This is a genomic window from Immundisolibacter sp. (assembly GCF_050250495.1).
In the GTDB taxonomy this organism is placed as follows: Bacteria; Pseudomonadota; Gammaproteobacteria; order Immundisolibacterales; family Immundisolibacteraceae; genus Immundisolibacter.
In genome coordinates, this window is record NZ_JBFWOM010000014.1 from 48,960 (window position 1) to 63,429 (window position 14,470).

Annotated in this window: 10 protein-coding genes; 4 read left to right on the forward strand and 6 right to left on the reverse strand. The window is 68.0% G+C overall.

Translation table 11 applies throughout. The annotated features are described in order from the left end of the window. Positions 1-22: 22 nt before the first annotated feature. The 5 genes from AB7F93_RS10290 to AB7F93_RS10310 all read right to left on the reverse strand — a co-directional run bounded on the left by AB7F93_RS10290 (position 23) and on the right by AB7F93_RS10310 (position 9,216). Positions 23-1,342 carry a DUF1329 domain-containing protein gene (locus tag AB7F93_RS10290; RefSeq protein ID WP_428302818.1) on the reverse strand — a complete coding sequence of 440 codons (1,320 nt, stop codon included), beginning with the start codon at positions 1,340-1,342 and terminating at the stop codon, positions 23-25. A gap of 41 nt (positions 1,343-1,383) precedes the next feature. Beyond that, the gene (locus tag AB7F93_RS10295) at positions 1,384-2,955 is read right to left on the reverse strand and encodes a DUF1302 family protein (RefSeq protein WP_428302819.1); all 1,572 of its coding nucleotides are present in this window, start codon (positions 2,953-2,955) and stop codon (positions 1,384-1,386) included. 29 nt (positions 2,956-2,984) lie between these two features. Then, positions 2,985-3,824: a dienelactone hydrolase family protein gene (locus tag AB7F93_RS10300; protein ID WP_428302820.1), complete on the reverse strand. Its 840-nt coding sequence runs from the start codon at positions 3,822-3,824 to the stop codon at positions 2,985-2,987. Positions 3,825-3,921: 97 nt separating this feature from the next. Continuing rightward, positions 3,922-5,652 (reverse strand): carboxypeptidase regulatory-like domain-containing protein, encoded by a 1,731-nt coding sequence (locus AB7F93_RS10305; protein ID WP_428302821.1) that lies wholly within the window; start codon positions 5,650-5,652, stop codon positions 3,922-3,924. 93 nt (positions 5,653-5,745) lie between these two features. Continuing rightward, positions 5,746-9,216 carry an indolepyruvate ferredoxin oxidoreductase family protein gene (locus AB7F93_RS10310; RefSeq protein WP_428302822.1) on the reverse strand — a complete coding sequence of 1,157 codons (3,471 nt, stop codon included), beginning with the start codon at positions 9,214-9,216 and terminating at the stop codon, positions 5,746-5,748. Between the two features lie 134 nt (positions 9,217-9,350). On the opposite strand from AB7F93_RS10310, the gene AB7F93_RS10315 reads away from it, so the two are divergent. Continuing rightward, positions 9,351-10,133, forward strand: coding sequence for an SDR family NAD(P)-dependent oxidoreductase (locus AB7F93_RS10315; protein WP_428302823.1), 783 nt, complete (start codon positions 9,351-9,353; stop codon positions 10,131-10,133). A 28-nt stretch (positions 10,134-10,161) separates the two neighbouring features. After that, positions 10,162-11,820 carry a gamma-glutamyltransferase gene (ggt, locus tag AB7F93_RS10320; RefSeq protein ID WP_428302829.1) on the forward strand — a complete coding sequence of 553 codons (1,659 nt, stop codon included), beginning with the start codon at positions 10,162-10,164 and terminating at the stop codon, positions 11,818-11,820. Between the two features lie 98 nt (positions 11,821-11,918). On the opposite strand, the gene AB7F93_RS10325 is transcribed toward ggt, so the two are convergent. Then, positions 11,919-13,085 carry an ATP-binding protein gene (locus AB7F93_RS10325; protein ID WP_428302824.1) on the reverse strand — a complete coding sequence of 389 codons (1,167 nt, stop codon included), beginning with the start codon at positions 13,083-13,085 and terminating at the stop codon, positions 11,919-11,921. Positions 13,086-13,709: 624 nt separating this feature from the next. Here AB7F93_RS10325 and AB7F93_RS10330 point away from each other — a divergent pair. Beyond that, positions 13,710-13,955 carry a FitA-like ribbon-helix-helix domain-containing protein gene (locus tag AB7F93_RS10330; RefSeq protein ID WP_428302825.1) on the forward strand — a complete coding sequence of 82 codons (246 nt, stop codon included), beginning with the start codon at positions 13,710-13,712 and terminating at the stop codon, positions 13,953-13,955. Next, positions 13,952-14,347, forward strand: a complete 396-nt coding sequence (locus AB7F93_RS10335) for a type II toxin-antitoxin system VapC family toxin (RefSeq protein ID WP_428302826.1) — start codon at positions 13,952-13,954, stop codon at positions 14,345-14,347. The genes AB7F93_RS10330 and AB7F93_RS10335 overlap by 4 nt, the downstream gene beginning before the upstream one ends. Positions 14,348-14,470 lie beyond the last annotated feature (123 nt).

Below are 14,470 nucleotides of genomic sequence, written 5' to 3' on the forward strand. Positions count from 1 at the left end.
GGCGCTGATTCAGCCGCCGCGGTTACGGCCCCTTGCCAAACTCGGGCGTCTGCCCCATCCGTTTGCCGGATGCCGATTCGGACAACAGGCGCGTGCTGACGTCCTCGTAGCGCAGCGGGGCGTTGGTGTCCCAGCGGCCGCAATCCATGTAATTGCCGTGGTTCTTGCGGAAATCCCAGGCGCCGAAGTTGTAGAGCTGATAGGCCGCCGGACCGCCCTCGCCGGCCTTCGCCGGCTCCGGACCCAGCATGGAGTAGATGATCCGCCACAGCTCGCCCGAACGCGTGTAGGCCTCCGTGAACAAGGCCGCCGGCACTTGCGTGTCGACGTAGATGACTTTCTTGCCGTACGGGTGGCCGTTCGGGGTGGATACCTCGACCTCGTACACCTCGCGCGGCTCCCACCACTTGTTGACAGGGTTCCAATAGGGCGCGTTCTTGTAGTCGACCACCTGGTCGAGGTCGTGCTTGCCGATCGGCGGGCTATGCATCGGCCACAGGATCCAGCGCTTGCCCTTGAGCTCGTTGCGCGGGTACCAGGTGGGGTGGCCCTCGAACGAGTAAGTGTCGTCGTTCAGGATGTCCGTGCCGGCCAGCGTGTCCATCCAGGAACCGCCCGACAGGCGGCGGATGCGGCGCACGCTTTTCACGTAGGCGAAGATGTCGTCCACGCGCCCGTCGTCGTAGATGCGCCGGTAGATGCCCAGACCGGCAATGTCGTACGGGCTGTCGAACACGATGACCTGCACCTTGCGCAGGTTGGGATCGTCACCGACCTGAACCGGCCCGCCGGTGGTGCGGCCCTTGGTTCGGAAATACATGGCGAAACCGCCCTGCGTGCGCTCGACACCCTTGCGGGGGTCGATCTGCAGCGTGGCGTAGGGGCCGTAGCAGTTGGTGTTGTCGGCCACGATGGCGCCGAACAGGGCGACGTTGTACAGCACCATGTCGCCGCCCTGTGCCGGCGGGGCGCTAGTGATGGTGTTGCCGTCCGGGAAGGGGATGCCCGCCACCCAGCCGTTGACCATGCGTGTGGCCGGGTCGTACTGCACCTGCGGCGCGTACTTGGCGGTGGCTTCCGTGATGTGGTTGGCCAGCGTGGCGGGTTCCGAGTGGCGCAGCGTGATCTTGAGGCCGTACTCGCGCACGGCTTTCTGGATCGACTCCGGCACCATACTCTCGATGGACTTGCCCTCGTAGGTCGCCCCGCGCATCTGCTCCCAGTTGCCGGCGTTGATTTCGGTGCCTTCGGGCAGGTCGGCTGCACGCAGGGCGCATGGCATCGCCAGCGCCATGGCGGTCAGGCCGGCCAGCAGCCGCCGCCCTTTGTCCAAAGCTCTCATTTCCTGGTCTCCTTCGATTCGGCGGGTTGTTATGGGCGTGCTCAGAACTGATACGTCACGCGCAGGTTGAACTGGCTGTTGTTGGCAAACGTGCCGAGCAGGTGGGTGTTGTCCTCGGCCGACACGCTGCCGGCGTCTTCAGGCGCGAGGAAGCCGCCGGGGCTGAATCGCTTCACGTTTTTCTGATGGTGGGTGAAAAACAAGTCCATGTCGGTATGGATGCGCCAGTGGTTGCCGAACACGAGATCGAGCGCGGGAATCAGCACGAAGTCGCCGTTGCCGGTATCGACCACGCCCGCCAGGCTCGGCTTGACGGTGCTGTTCTTGTACTCGAGCGCGAACAGGGCGGTCAGATACGTGGTGTGCTCGCGCCGCGGCGCGCCGTAGCCCAGCACCTCCACGATGTCGTCGCTTTGCTTGAAGTTGGTGAGCCAGGTGTCGAACACCTGCACCGACAGCAGCGGGAACTGATTGGTGCCGAGCACGTCGCTCAAGCCCTTGAGCTGCTTGTCGATGCCGATCATCGATACCAGGGTGTTCTTCTCGACGATGCCGCCGAGACCGGGCACGAAGAAGCCAGGGAATAAAGCGAAGTCAGTCCCGACGTTGTAGGGCTTGTCCGGCGTGAAGGCCATCTCCAGGCGGACCACCGAGTCGATCGCCTCGACATAGTTGCTGGCGGTGACGCCGTAGGTTTCCACCTTGGGGAAAATCAGGTCGCCCAGCGGGAAGGCAGGCGCCTCTCCATAGTTCGGCACGAACCACGAATTGGCGACCGGGTCCACGTTCAAGCCGCGCCAGTAGTTGAGCGTGTAGCCCCAGCCCCAGGCCTCGCTCGACCACCGAAAGCCGTAGTTCGGCTCGTCGGTGTCGGCGCGGTCGTGGTCGTCGTTGTAGGGCAGCAGCGGGATGAAGTCGATGCCCTTGGTCGGTTGGCCCGCCCAGCGCCCGCCGCGGATGTCGATGGAGTTGCCGAGTTCCTTGGCCTTGTCCCAGCCAGGCCGATAGATCAGTTGCAGGGTGCCGTTCAGTTCCGGGATCTCGATCTCGACGTTGGCGAGGATCAACCCCTTGCGCAGTTCCTCGTTCTCGGTTTCGAGGAACGAGCGCCAGCGCAGGTCGTAGCCGTGGATGATGTCCATGGCGCGGAAGAAGTCTGTCTCGCCCCACACCACCTGCTGCTTGCCGAGCGTGGCGCGCACGCGGTTGCCGACGTCGAAGGCGACATACCACTCGCGCATCTGGTCGCCTTCGATGTCGTCCATCCAGTTGTGGCCTGGACCGAGTGCGTCGTTCAGGTCATCCAGGTAGCCGGTTTCGTGCTCGCGGTCGAGCCGATACACCGCGCCGAACTGCGCCCATTTGAGGTCCGCGCGGCCCTCCAGGCGCAGCGTGCTGCGCAGCATGGAGATCTCGCCCTGGCCGTCCATGCGGCGCACCCCGTCGGCCTGGGCCTCCGGGTGGTCCTCCAGGTTGACCGCGATGTGCTCGCGCACGTAGCCGGTGAGCATCACGCTCTGGCCGCCCGGGGCGGTGTACGACAGGCCGCCGGCCTGTGCGGCGCCGGCCGCCAGCGTTGCCGCCAGCCCGGCGATGCGGGTTCTTGCTTTCATGTTGTCTTCTCTCCCTGGAAAACCCAGTTCTACTGAAATATCTCGGCCAGAAACTGCTGCATGGCGAGCCACGAGCGGCGATCGGCCGCGGCGTCGTAGGCGGCGCCGGTGGCGGGGTCGTTGCCGGAGGCCGGGTTGGTGAAGGCGTGCACGGCGCCGCTGTAGCTGATCATCTGCCAGTCGACCCTGGCCGACCGGAGCTCGGTCAAGAACGCGTCGATGTCCTTTTGCGGCACGTACGGATCCTCGGCGCCGTGCAGGATCAGCACCTTCGCCTTGATGTTCGCGCCATCGGCCGGGGTCGGGCTGTCGAGACCACCGTGAAAGCTGACCACGCCGTCCACGTCCGCGCCGGCGCGGGCGAGTTCCAGCACCCCGGTGCCGCCGAAGCAGTAGCCGATCGCCGCCGTGCGCTCGGGGTCCACCTGCCGCTGCTCCAGCAGCGCGCGTTGGCCGGCCAGCAGGCGCTGGCGGAACAGGGCGCGGTCCTGCTTGTACTTGCCGGCTTCTGCGCCGGCCGCCTTGGGTGGCGCCGGGCGCACGCCCTTGCCGTACACGTCCACCGCCAAGGCGGCGTAGCCGAGCTTGGCCAGCCGCTCGGTCACCGCGCGCGTGTGGTCGTTGATGCCGGTCCACTCGTGCACGACCAGCACGCCCGGGCGGCGGCCGGATTTCGCCTCATCCCAGGCGAAGTAGCCTTCCAGCAGCTGGTCCCCGTCACGGTATTCGACCAGTTCCGTCCTGAGCGCGGCGTGCGGGACGATGCCGACCGCGGACGATTTTCCGGGCAGCGTGTTGGCGAGGGTGGGTTGCGGGCCGCCGAGCGCGACGGCGGCAAACAGGGCGATCGGCAGCAGGCGGCGTTTCATGCGGGTCTTTGCGTGTGGGCCGGGACGCGGCTGGGGGCTGTCGTCACGACAGTCCCCATGCGCCCGGCGCGGGCGAGTGAGGGCCGCAGCGGCCCGCTTACGGAGCGGCGGCGCCGACGGTAAGGCCGTCACCCGGATCCACCATCACGAACCGGCTGGGTCCGGCGCCGGTGGGGATGTTGGAGTAGGCCGTCCAGAGGTTCCCGTTGCGGCGGTCGAACGTGATCATGCGCAGGTAGCCCATGTCGCTCGGCAGCGGGAACACCTCGAAGCTGCGATCGGCCGGCTTGAATTTGTAGATCACGTCGGCGTTGCTGGTGCCGAGCCACACCACTTTTCGCCACGGGTCCCACACCGCGCTGTACGACGCGTTGCTCGGGTCGGGCATCATCACGCGGGCGAGTTCCTTGTCGGTCTTGCTGTCGTAGACCAGCAGCTCGCCGGTGCCGAACATGGGCACGTAGAGCACGTCCTCATCGTCGATGGCCATGCGACGCGGCCCGGCGCCCTGTGGCATCGGCAGGTACACGTCGAGCTTGCCGGTCTCGGTGTTCACGGCGCCGATGCCGCCCGACAGCTGCGAGAACCACACCCGCTTGCCGTCGCGCGTGATCACCGCGCCGTACAGCGAGCTGTGCATGGCCGACTCGCCCTCGTCCTTGGGCGTATCCACGGTGGTGATCTCGCCCGTGGCCGGGTCGAGGCTCGCCATGCGGTTGGTGCCGATCAGCGTGAACCAGTAGCGGCCCTTCGGGTCTGGCGCGGCCTGGAAGCGGTAATCGGGCGCGATGTCGTGCGCCATCTCGTACTTGCCGAACTTGTCGAACAGCTGCCACTGCTCGGTTTTCGGGTCGAAGCGCCCGACCACGCCCTGCTCCAGCATGGTCACCCAGAACTTGCCGTCCGGCGTGTCGACGATGGTGTGCGGACCCGTGGGGCCGGCGTACGGGATGGGGTAGGGCTTCTGCTCGCCGGTGTCGGGGTCCACGCGCAGCAGGCGGTTGTGCTGAAGATCGGCGCCCCACAGGTACGGCGACTCGGGCGTGAGGCCGATCTCGCGCACGAAGGAATCCTGCGGCAGCTGGATTTCCCGCATGACGGTCTTCTCGGTCACGCCGAGCGGCGCGCCGTAGTCGAAGGACTTCAGCTCGTCGAAGCGCGTCGGCAGATGTTTGGCGAGGAAGCTCGAAATCTGCTCCTCGTCGTGCGCGTCGAATGAGCCCAGCGTCGGGTCGAGGATGTTCTTGAAGTCCATCTTCGCCGGGTCGTACAGGCTCTGGTCCGGGCCGATCTGCACGAATTTCACGCGCATGTAATTGATCATGGCCTTCCAGGCGGCCTGCTTTTCCGCCTCGGACTTGCCATCCAGCATCTTCGAGTAATTGCGCACCTTCTCCGACGGGAACTGGTGGCAGCTGCTGCACTGCAGGATGGTGTTGGCGCGACCAAGATCATCCGCACCGGTGCGCGGCAGCCAGGCGGACGGCGGCACCGCATCGGCCACGTTCTGCGCGGCGGCGAGCGTGACCTTGGTGGCCTGTGCGGCATCGACGGTCACTGGCGTGTAGCCGATCTTGCGCACGGCCAGCTGCGCGCCGGTCGCCTTGGCCGGCAGCGTGTAGCGGCCGTCGGCGTCGGTGAATACGGTGAACGTGGAGGCGCCGAGGGTCATCTCGGCTGGTGCCAGCGTGACCATGGCGTGCGCGACAGGCTTACCGGCCGCGTCCACCACTTGACCCGATTTGGCAAGGACGGCGGCGGGCATCGAGAGCACCGCCGCCGCCATCCCCATGACTAACCGGCCGTGGCCGGTGGCACTGGTTGCCATTTTCTCCTCCGTAACGGGGCGCCGCGCGGCCGGTGGGCTCATGCGCGGCAGGCGCCGGAATCTACGTCATAACGGACGTTCGGGCAATCCGCGTCAGGCTGCGCTGCGCTCCTGACGCGGCGTGCGGAAGCGATCCATGAGCTGCGCTTCGAGGGCCTTCGTCTTGGCCACGTTGGCTTCCTTGATGTGGCCGAAGCCGCGCATCTGCTGCGGCAGGCCGGCCATCTCGACCGCCAGCGCGTGGTTATCGTGGTCGAGGCTGGCGAGCAGCGTGTCGATCGTGCGCTCGTAGTCGTCGATGAGACGCCGCTCCATGCGCCGCTCGGCGGTGTGGCCGAACGGGTCGAGCAGGCTGCCGCGCAGGAATTTGAGCCTGGCGAGACCCCGCATCGCGGTCAGCATCCACTCCCCGTACTCGCGCTTTTGCAGCTCTCCGGTCGCGGGATCGCGCCGCGCCAGCAGCGGCGGGGCGAGGTTCAAGCGCAGCCGCGTGTCGCCGGCAAAGGTCTCGCGCAGCTTGGCCAGGAATTCGCCGTCCGTGTACAGGCGCGCCACCTCGTACTCGTCCTTGTAGGCCATGAGCTTGTAGAAGTTGCGCGCCACGGCGTCGGCGAGACCCGTCATGCCGCGCGCGCGCGCTTTCTCGGCCTGCTCCACGCGCTCCACCAGCGAGCGGTAGCGGGCGGCGTAAGCGGCGTTCTGGTAGGCGGTGAGATCGTCAACGCGGCGGGCGACGAGACTCGGCAGATCGTGCGAGAACTGCTCGCCGCGGCCCACCTGATGGCCGGCGGCGGCGATGTCCTCCACCTGCCGCGGCTGCTCGGCATACACGCGGCCCCAGCGGAAGATGCTGGTGTTGCCGTCCACGGACACGCCGTTGAGCGCAATGGCGCGCTCGATGGCGGCGTGCGACATCGGCAGCAGGCCGCGCTGGCAGGCGTAGCCGAGCAGGAACATGTTGGCGCCGATGGCGTCCCCGATCAGCTGGCGCGACAGGCGCGTCGCATCCACGAAGTGCGCGTTGCCGTCGCCGCAGAAGTCGCTCACGGCGTGCTTCAGATCACCGCCCGGCAGTTCCAGATCCGGCCGGCGGGTGAAGTCGCCGGTCATCTGTTCGTAGGTGTTGACGACGGCCGCGGTGTGGCCGGCGCGCACCTTGGCCATCACCTTTTCGCTGGCGCAGGTGACCAAATCCGGGCCGAGCAGCAGGTCGGCGTTGCCGTCGCCGACGCGCGCCGCGTGCAGGGCGTCGGCCCGCTCGGCGATCTGCACGTTGCTGAACACGGAGCCGAATTTCTGCGACAGGCCCGTGTCGTCCAGCGTCAGCGCGTGACGGCCTTCCATGTGCGCGGCGGTGGCGAGCAACTGGCTCACCGTGACCACGCCCATGCCGCCGATGCCGGCGATCAGCATGCCGAAGGCGCCCTCACGGCGCGCCACGGCTGGCTCCGGCAGGCTCGCGAACAGCGTCTCCGGCACCGCGCTGCCGCGCCGACGGGCGAGGCTGCCGCCGTGCACGGTGACGAAGCTCGGGCAGAAGCCCTTCACGCAGGAGTAGTCCTTGTTGCAGGCGGACTGGTCGATGGCGCGCTTGCGGCCGAACTCGGTCTCCAGCGGCAGCACGGACAGGCAGTTCGATTTGACCGAACAGTCGCCGCAGCCTTCGCACACGCGGTCGTTGATGAACACGCGCTTGTCGGGCTCGGCGAGCTTGCCGCGCTTGCGCCGGCGGCGCTTTTCGGTGCCGCAGGTCTGCTCGTAGATCAGCACCGACACGCCGGGGATCTCGCGCAGCTCGCGCTGCACGGCGTCGAGCTGGTCGCGGTGGTCCAGCGTGGTGCCTTCCGCAAACTCGCGGCGGTGGAACTTCTCGGGCCCATCCGACACCACGGCGATGCGCTGCACGCCCTCGCCGTGAAGCTGGTGGGTGATCTGCACGACGCTGATCGGGCCGTCCACCGGCTGGCCGCCGGTCATGGCCACGGCGTCGTTGTAAAGAATCTTGTAGGTGACGTTCACGCCGGCCGCGACCGCCTGGCGGATGGCCAGCAGGCCCGAGTGGTAGTAGGTGCCGTCGCCCAGGTTCACGAACACGTGCTTCAAGTCCGTGAACGGCGACATGCCGACCCAGCTCACGCCCTCGGCGCCCATGTGGGTCCAGGTCTTGGTGTTGCGCTCCATGCGCTGGGCGAGGAAGTGGCAACCGATGCCGGCCAGCGCCACGGAGCCGTCCGGAATGCGTGTGCCGGTGTTGTGCGGGCAGCCGGAGCAGAAATACGGCGTGCGCTGGAACTTGGCCTGATAGCCGCGCGAGCGCTCGCGCTGGCCTTCGAGCAGGGCAAGCCGACTGTCCATGCCGGCCTGCGGCGCGAGCTGCGCGACACGCGCGCCGAGCACGCGGGCGATGGCGCGCGGCGTGAGCTCGCCGTGTTCCGGGAACAGCACGCGGCCTTCAAGGTCGCGCTTGCCCTGCACGCGCGGGCGGCGTGCGTCCGGCAGCGCGAACAACTGGTCCTTGATCTGGCCTTCCAGCATCGGGCGGCCTTCCTCGACCACCAGCAGTTCTTCGAGGCCCTCGGCAAACGCGCGCAGGCTCTCGGGTTCCAGCGGCCAGATCAGCGCCGGCTTGTAGATAGTGATGCCAAGCTCCGCCGCCTGGCGGTCGTCGAGACCCAGATCCAGCAGCGCCTGGCGCAGATCCTCGTGCGCCTTGCCGAAGGCGACGATGCCTAGCCGCGGCCGCGGGCTCGCCAGCGTGACCCGATCGAGCCCGCTTGCCCGTACCGCCGCCAGCAGCGCCGGCAGGCGGTAGCGCATCAGGCGTTCTTCCTGGAAGGTCGGCCAGTCCGGGATGCGCAGGTGCACGCCGTCCGGCGGCATCACGAAATCGGCCGGGATCACCACCCGGCTGCCGGGCGAGTCGATGTCGATCACGGCGGTCGATTCCGCGATGTCCGTGACCAGCTTCAGCGCCACCCACACGCCGGCGAAGCGCGACAGCGCGAGGCCGGCGAGCCCGTAGTCGTAGACCTCCTGCACGGTGCCGGCGGCCAGCACCGGAATGCCGGCCGCCATCAGCGCGAACTCGCTCTGTTGAGGCACGGTGGAGGAATGGCACACCGGATCGTCGCCGACCGCCATCAGCACGCCGCCGTGCGGCGCGGTGCCGGCGAGGTTGGCGTGGTGCAGGGCGTCGCCGCTGCGCTCCACGCCTGGCCCCTTGCCGTACCACATCGCGTACACGCCGTCGTAGCGCGCGCCCTCGAACACGTCGAGCTGCTGGGTGCCCCAGATGGCGGTGGCGGCGAGGTCCTCGTTCACGCCCGGCCGGAACACCACGTGGTGGGTCTTCAGGTGCTGGCCCGCGTCCCACAGCGCCTTGTCGAGCGTGCCGAGCGGCGAGCCGCGGTAGCCGGACACGTAGCCGGCGGTGTTGAGGCCGGCTGCCTGGTCGCGCACGCGCTGCTCCATCAGCAGGCGAGTGAGTGCCTGCGTGGCGGACACCAGCACCCGTCCGTGGGGCTGCGCGTATTTGTCGTCGAGGCTGACCGGCAGCAGGCTCATGCAGGGGCTCCGCGGGGGAATGACGAGATCGGCCGGCAAGCGTACCGCCGGGGGTCCGGTGGCGCCAATGCGTCCGGCGCGGCGGTTAGACTTCGGCCGGCGTTTTCTGCGCCGAATCCCGAGGAGGAGAAACCATGAGCGCACTGCTGGACGGCCGCGTCATCATCGTCACCGGCGCTGCCCGCGGCATCGGCCAGGCCTACGCCAAGGGACTCGCCGACGCCGGCGCCACCGTGGTGGCGGCGGACATTCTCGATTGCAGCGACACGGTCGGCCTGCTCGGCGGGCGCGGCACCGGTGTGCCGCTCGACGTCACCGACATGGGCAGCTGCACGGCGATGGCGGAGGCCACACTCAAGGCCTACGGCCGCATCGACGGCATCATCAACAACGCCGCCATGTTCGGCCCGAGCGCCCACACCGAGGGCGCGCGCATGCTGCCGTTCGACGAGATCACCGAGGACGCCTGGCAGCGCATGCTGAACATCAACGTGACCGGCACCTGGCACGCCTGCAAGGCGGTGGCGCCGGCCATGCGCAAGCAGGGCTACGGCAAGGTGGTGAACATCTCGTCGAACACCATCCAGCTCGGCAACCCGCACCTGCTGCACTACGTGGTCAGCAAGGGCGCCGTGGCCACCATGACGCGGTGCCTGGCGCGCGAACTCGGGCCGGCCGGCATCCGCGTCAACACGCTGGTGCCGGGCTTCATCCAGAGCCAGGCGAGCAAGGACATCATGCGCGAGAACCACGCCGAGGGCATCACGGACGCCATGCGCGCCATCTGCTCGCTGGGCCGTGAGCAGTACGCGGACGACCTGGTCGGCACGGCCGTGTACCTGTGCTCGGCGCTGTCGGACTTCGTGTCCGGGCAGATGATCTCCGTCGACGGCGGCGCCTGCTTTACGGGCATGTAAAGGAGTACGCCACGTGACCCAAGCCGCCATGCGCAAACTGACCCTCGTCCTCGTCTGCCTGCTGGTTGCGCTGCCGGCCAGCGCCAAGCCGCGCCTGGGCGCCATCGCGAGCGCCCATCCGCTCGCCACGGAGGCCGGCTTCGAGGTGCTGGCGGCCGGCGGCAATGCGTGCGATGCCGCCGTGGCGGTCAGCGCCGCGCTGGCGGTGGTGGAGCCGGTCAGCTCCGGGATCGGTGGCGGGGCGTTCTATCTCATCGAGCGCCGCGGCGGGCAGGCGCTGTTCGTCGACGCGCGCGAGACGGCGCCGGCCAGCGCCACGCGTGACATGTACCTCGGCGCGGACGGCGAGCACGACCGCCGCCGTTCGCTGGACGGCCCGCTCGCCGCCGGCATTCCGGGCGAGCCGGCGGCGCTGGCGCACGTGGTCAAGCGCTGCGGCAGGCTCGATCTGAAGCGCACCCTCGCGCCCGCCATTCGCCTGGCGAGCGAGGGCTTCGAGCCGGACGCGTTTCACTTGCTGATGGCCGGCATGCGCAAGGCGGCGCTGGCCGCCTCGCCGGCCGCGGCGGCGATTTTTCTCGACAATGGCGAGGCGCCCAAGGCCGGCTTCCGCCTCGTGCAGAAGGATCTCGCCGCCGTCTTGCAGCGCCTGGCGCGCGCCGGCAAGGCGGGTTTTTACGAGGGCGAAACCGCGCGGCTGATCGTTGACGGCGTCAACGCCGCCGGCGGCGCCTGGACGGCCGACGATCTGAAGCACTACAAGGTCGTCGAGCGTGCGCCGCTGCGCGGCCGGTATCGGGACATGGACGTGCTGACCGCGCCGCCGCCGTCATCGGGCGGCGTGGCGCTGCTGGCGGCGCTCAACATCCTGGAAGGCTTCGCGCTCGACCTGCGCGACAGCGTCACCGGCAAGCACCTCATCGTCGAGGCCATGCGCCGGGCGTATCGGGATCGGGCCGAGTACCTGGGCGACCCGGACTTCGTCGCCATGCCGATCGCGCAGTTGATCGACAAGAACTACGCCGCCGGCCTGCGCGCCGGCATCCGCCCCGACCGCGCCACGCCGAGCGCCAGCCTGCCGGGTGCGCCGGCCGGCCCGGAGGGAACGGACACCACGCATTTCTCGGTGGTGGATACACACGGCAACGTGGTGTCGGCCACGCTCAGCGTGAACATCCCGTTCGGCTCGGGCTTCGTGCCGCCCGGCACCGGCATCCTGCTGAACGACGAGATGGACGATTTCTCGGCCAAGGAGGGCAGCCCCAACACCTACGGTCTGATTGGCGCCCACGCCAACGCCATCGCGCCCGGCAAGCGCCCGCTGTCCAGCATGACGCCGACCATCCTGCGCCGCGGAGACACCATGGCCGTGCTCGGCACGCCGGGCGGCAGCCGCATCATCAGCATGGTGCTGCTGGGCGCGCTCGAATTCGCCGCCGGCAACGACGACCCCGCCGCCTGGGTCAGCACCGGCCGCTATCACCACCAGTTCTGGCCGGACGTGATCGAGTACGAGCCCGAGGGGTTAAACGACACCGACCGCGCCGGCCTGGAACGCCTGGGTCACACGCTGAAACCCGTCGACCGCCGCTACGGCAACATGCAGGCCATCGCCTGGCAGCCGGCGAACGGCGAGATGAAAGCGGCCAGCGACCCGCGCCGTAAGGGCAGCGCGCAGGTGCGCTGACGGCGCTCGCGATACCCAAGTCGCAGGGCAGATCGCGATCCGCCTTGCGGGAATCAATCGGCCGCGTGGGCCGTCGCGCCGCGCGGGACTGTGCGGGCTCACGGCGCGGCAAGTTCCGCACACAGATCATCGAGCGCGATGGCTTCCACCCCGGCGGCGATGGAAAAGCGCTCCGTCCCGCCGTACACCACCCAGCGGCGCTCCGGCGCCACGGTTTCGCAGGCGGCGTGGAAGCCGCGCTCGATTTTCGGGGCGATTGAGCGCTTGAACTCGACGGCCCACGGCGCGGCCCGGCCGGGCAGTTGCAGCAGCAGATCGATCTCGGCGCCGGCCGACGTGCGGAAGAAATACGCTTCGGTGCCCCGCGGCGCGGCGGCGATCAGCGATTCGATCGCCGTGCCCTCCCAGCTTCCGCCGGCCACCGGGTGCGCCAGCAGCGCTTCGCGATCGGTGATGCCGAGCAGGGCGTGCACCAGGCCGCTGTCGCGCACGTACACCTTCGGCGCCTTGACCAGCCGCTTGCGCACGTTGCCGTGCCACGGCGGCAGCCGCCGCACCAGCAGCAGGTCCACCAGCAAATCGAGGTAGGACGCGACGGTCTTGCCGTCCACGGCCAGGGCGCGCGCAAGGGCGGCGGCATTGAGCAGGCCCCCCTGCTGGTGGGCCAGCATGGTCCACAGGCGCCGCAGGGTCTCCGCCGGGATACGCGGGCCGAGCTGCGGAATGTCGCGTTCGAGATAGGTGCGGATGAAATCCACGCGCCAGCGCAGGCTTGCCGCATCGGACGCGGCCAGCAGGCTCTGCGGAAACCCGCCGCGCAGCCACAGCGCGTCCAGTTGCTTGTGGCCGACCTCGGCGGCGTCGAGCGGGGCGAGCTCCAGATAGCGGATGCGCCCGGCGAGGGACTCGCTCGACTGCCGGAGCAGATCCATCGACGCCGAACCCAAGACGAGAAAACGGCCCTTGCCCAGACCCTGACGCCGGCCGGCGTCGATCAGCCCGCGCAGACTCTGGAACAACTGGGGCGTGCGCTGAATTTCGTCGAGGATCACCAGCTTGTCCGCGCGCTCGGCGAGATACAGCTCGGGTTCGGCGAGCTTCGCCCGGTCCGCCTCGGATTCCAGGTCGAGATACACCGCCGGTCGCGTCTGCGCCACCTCCAGCGCCAGCGTGGTCTTGCCGACCTGACGCGGACCAAGCAGCGCCACGGCCGGGGATTCGGCCAGAGCGGAGTGCAGTTCGGTGGCGAGCCTGCGGGCGATCATCCTTGCAATTGTGGAATGAAAATCCAGAATTGCAAGGATAAATTGTCCTGCCGGTGCAACCGCGGGCGCCGCAGCTGTCCGGACACCCGGAAGATCGTCGGTGGCAAGATCGATCCCGGCTGGCTCGTGTCATGGTAACGCCGCCGACTCGGATGCAGGCCGCGAGCGACCCGCGCCGCCAAGGCAGCGCGCAGGTGCGGTGAGGGGGCCTGCGGTTCCCTGGCGCGGGCTCAGTACGCGGAGCTGCCCCGGCGGGTAATGCGCCACTGGCCGTCTACCTGCCGGGCGGCGAGGTCATAGTTCGGGTAGCTGGCCGGGTGCCATTTCCTGTATGCGGGCAGCTATCCCTCCGACGCAGCACTCGCGCTCGATGCGGATCGCTGTACCGAGTCGAACCCGCGGTTTCAGAACCACTGGGTAGCGAGCGGGGCTCGAAGCCGTGTCTTCGCGGCCCATGGCTGCGTGCGGTTATGGCGTAACGTCGATATTTCCCGCTGCTGCCTAACGTTTGAGCAGAGGGGCCAAGCGCCTTCCCGGTGGCAGTCCACTCCAGCGAAGGGTTAGCCGGCAGTTTGAATTGGCACCATTATGCAACCATAATGCAACCACTTACGAGGTGCCGCAATGCCTACGACCCTGACCTTGAAGAACATTCCTGACGAGGTGTACCAACGGCTCAAGGCCTCCGCTGAGCGCCACCGACGAAGCCTGAACAGCGAGGCGATCGTGTGCTTGGAATCGGTGTTGATTCCAGGGCGCGTAACGGTCAGCGAGCGATTGGCCAAAGCTCGTGCGCTTCGTGCGGCACTGCCGAAGGGAAAGTTTCGAGCGAAGGACATTGACGCCTACAAGCGCGAGGGCAGGCAATGATTGTTGTGGACAGCAACGTTGTTGCGTACCTGTACCTGCCGGGCGACTACACGGAGAAGGCGGAGGCCTTGCTCGAGAATGATGCTGACTGGACTGCGCCGCTGCTCTGGCGCAGCGAGTTTCGCAACATTCTGGCGGGCTACATGCGACGCAAGACGCTCACCTTTGAGGCGGCGCGCGACCTGCAACTGGAGGCAGAAAGCCTGCTGGCCGGCGCTGAACATGAAGTGGACTCTCGCCAGGTGCTGGAACTCGTGCGCGACAGCGATTGTTCCGCGTACGACTGCGAGTTCGTTGCGCTGGCAATGACTCTCGGCGTGAAGCTCGTGACGATGGACGCGAAGCTTCTAAAGGCTTTCCCCAAGCACGCGGTGCCGCTCTCTGCCGTCTAACGGTTGAGCTCACCTGCGGGCGACAGCCGCAGGCTGGCGCACGTCAGGTGCAGCGAAGGGTTAGCCAGCATGGCGCCAACCTGTAGCCACACCGTTGAGCGCGACCACAACAAAGCCGGTGAA

Excerpts from the sequence above, each read along its gene's own strand:
- AB7F93_RS10335 (WP_428302826.1), top strand. The coding sequence starts at position 13,952 with ATGATTGTTGTGGACAGCAACGTTGTTGCGTACCTGTACCTGCCGGGC.
- AB7F93_RS10290 (WP_428302818.1), bottom strand. The coding sequence starts at position 1,342 with ATGAGAGCTTTGGACAAAGGGCGGCGGCTGCTGGCCGGCCTGACCGCC.
- ggt (WP_428302829.1), top strand. The coding sequence starts at position 10,162 with ATGCGCAAACTGACCCTCGTCCTCGTCTGCCTGCTGGTTGCGCTGCCG.
- AB7F93_RS10315 (WP_428302823.1), top strand. The coding sequence starts at position 9,351 with ATGAGCGCACTGCTGGACGGCCGCGTCATCATCGTCACCGGCGCTGCC.
- AB7F93_RS10310 (WP_428302822.1), bottom strand. The coding sequence starts at position 9,216 with ATGAGCCTGCTGCCGGTCAGCCTCGACGACAAATACGCGCAGCCCCAC.
- AB7F93_RS10305 (WP_428302821.1), bottom strand. The coding sequence starts at position 5,652 with ATGGCAACCAGTGCCACCGGCCACGGCCGGTTAGTCATGGGGATGGCG.
- AB7F93_RS10330 (WP_428302825.1), top strand. The coding sequence starts at position 13,710 with ATGCCTACGACCCTGACCTTGAAGAACATTCCTGACGAGGTGTACCAA.
- AB7F93_RS10325 (WP_428302824.1), bottom strand. The coding sequence starts at position 13,085 with ATGATCGCCCGCAGGCTCGCCACCGAACTGCACTCCGCTCTGGCCGAA.
- AB7F93_RS10295 (WP_428302819.1), bottom strand. The coding sequence starts at position 2,955 with ATGAAAGCAAGAACCCGCATCGCCGGGCTGGCGGCAACGCTGGCGGCC.
- AB7F93_RS10300 (WP_428302820.1), bottom strand. The coding sequence starts at position 3,824 with ATGAAACGCCGCCTGCTGCCGATCGCCCTGTTTGCCGCCGTCGCGCTC.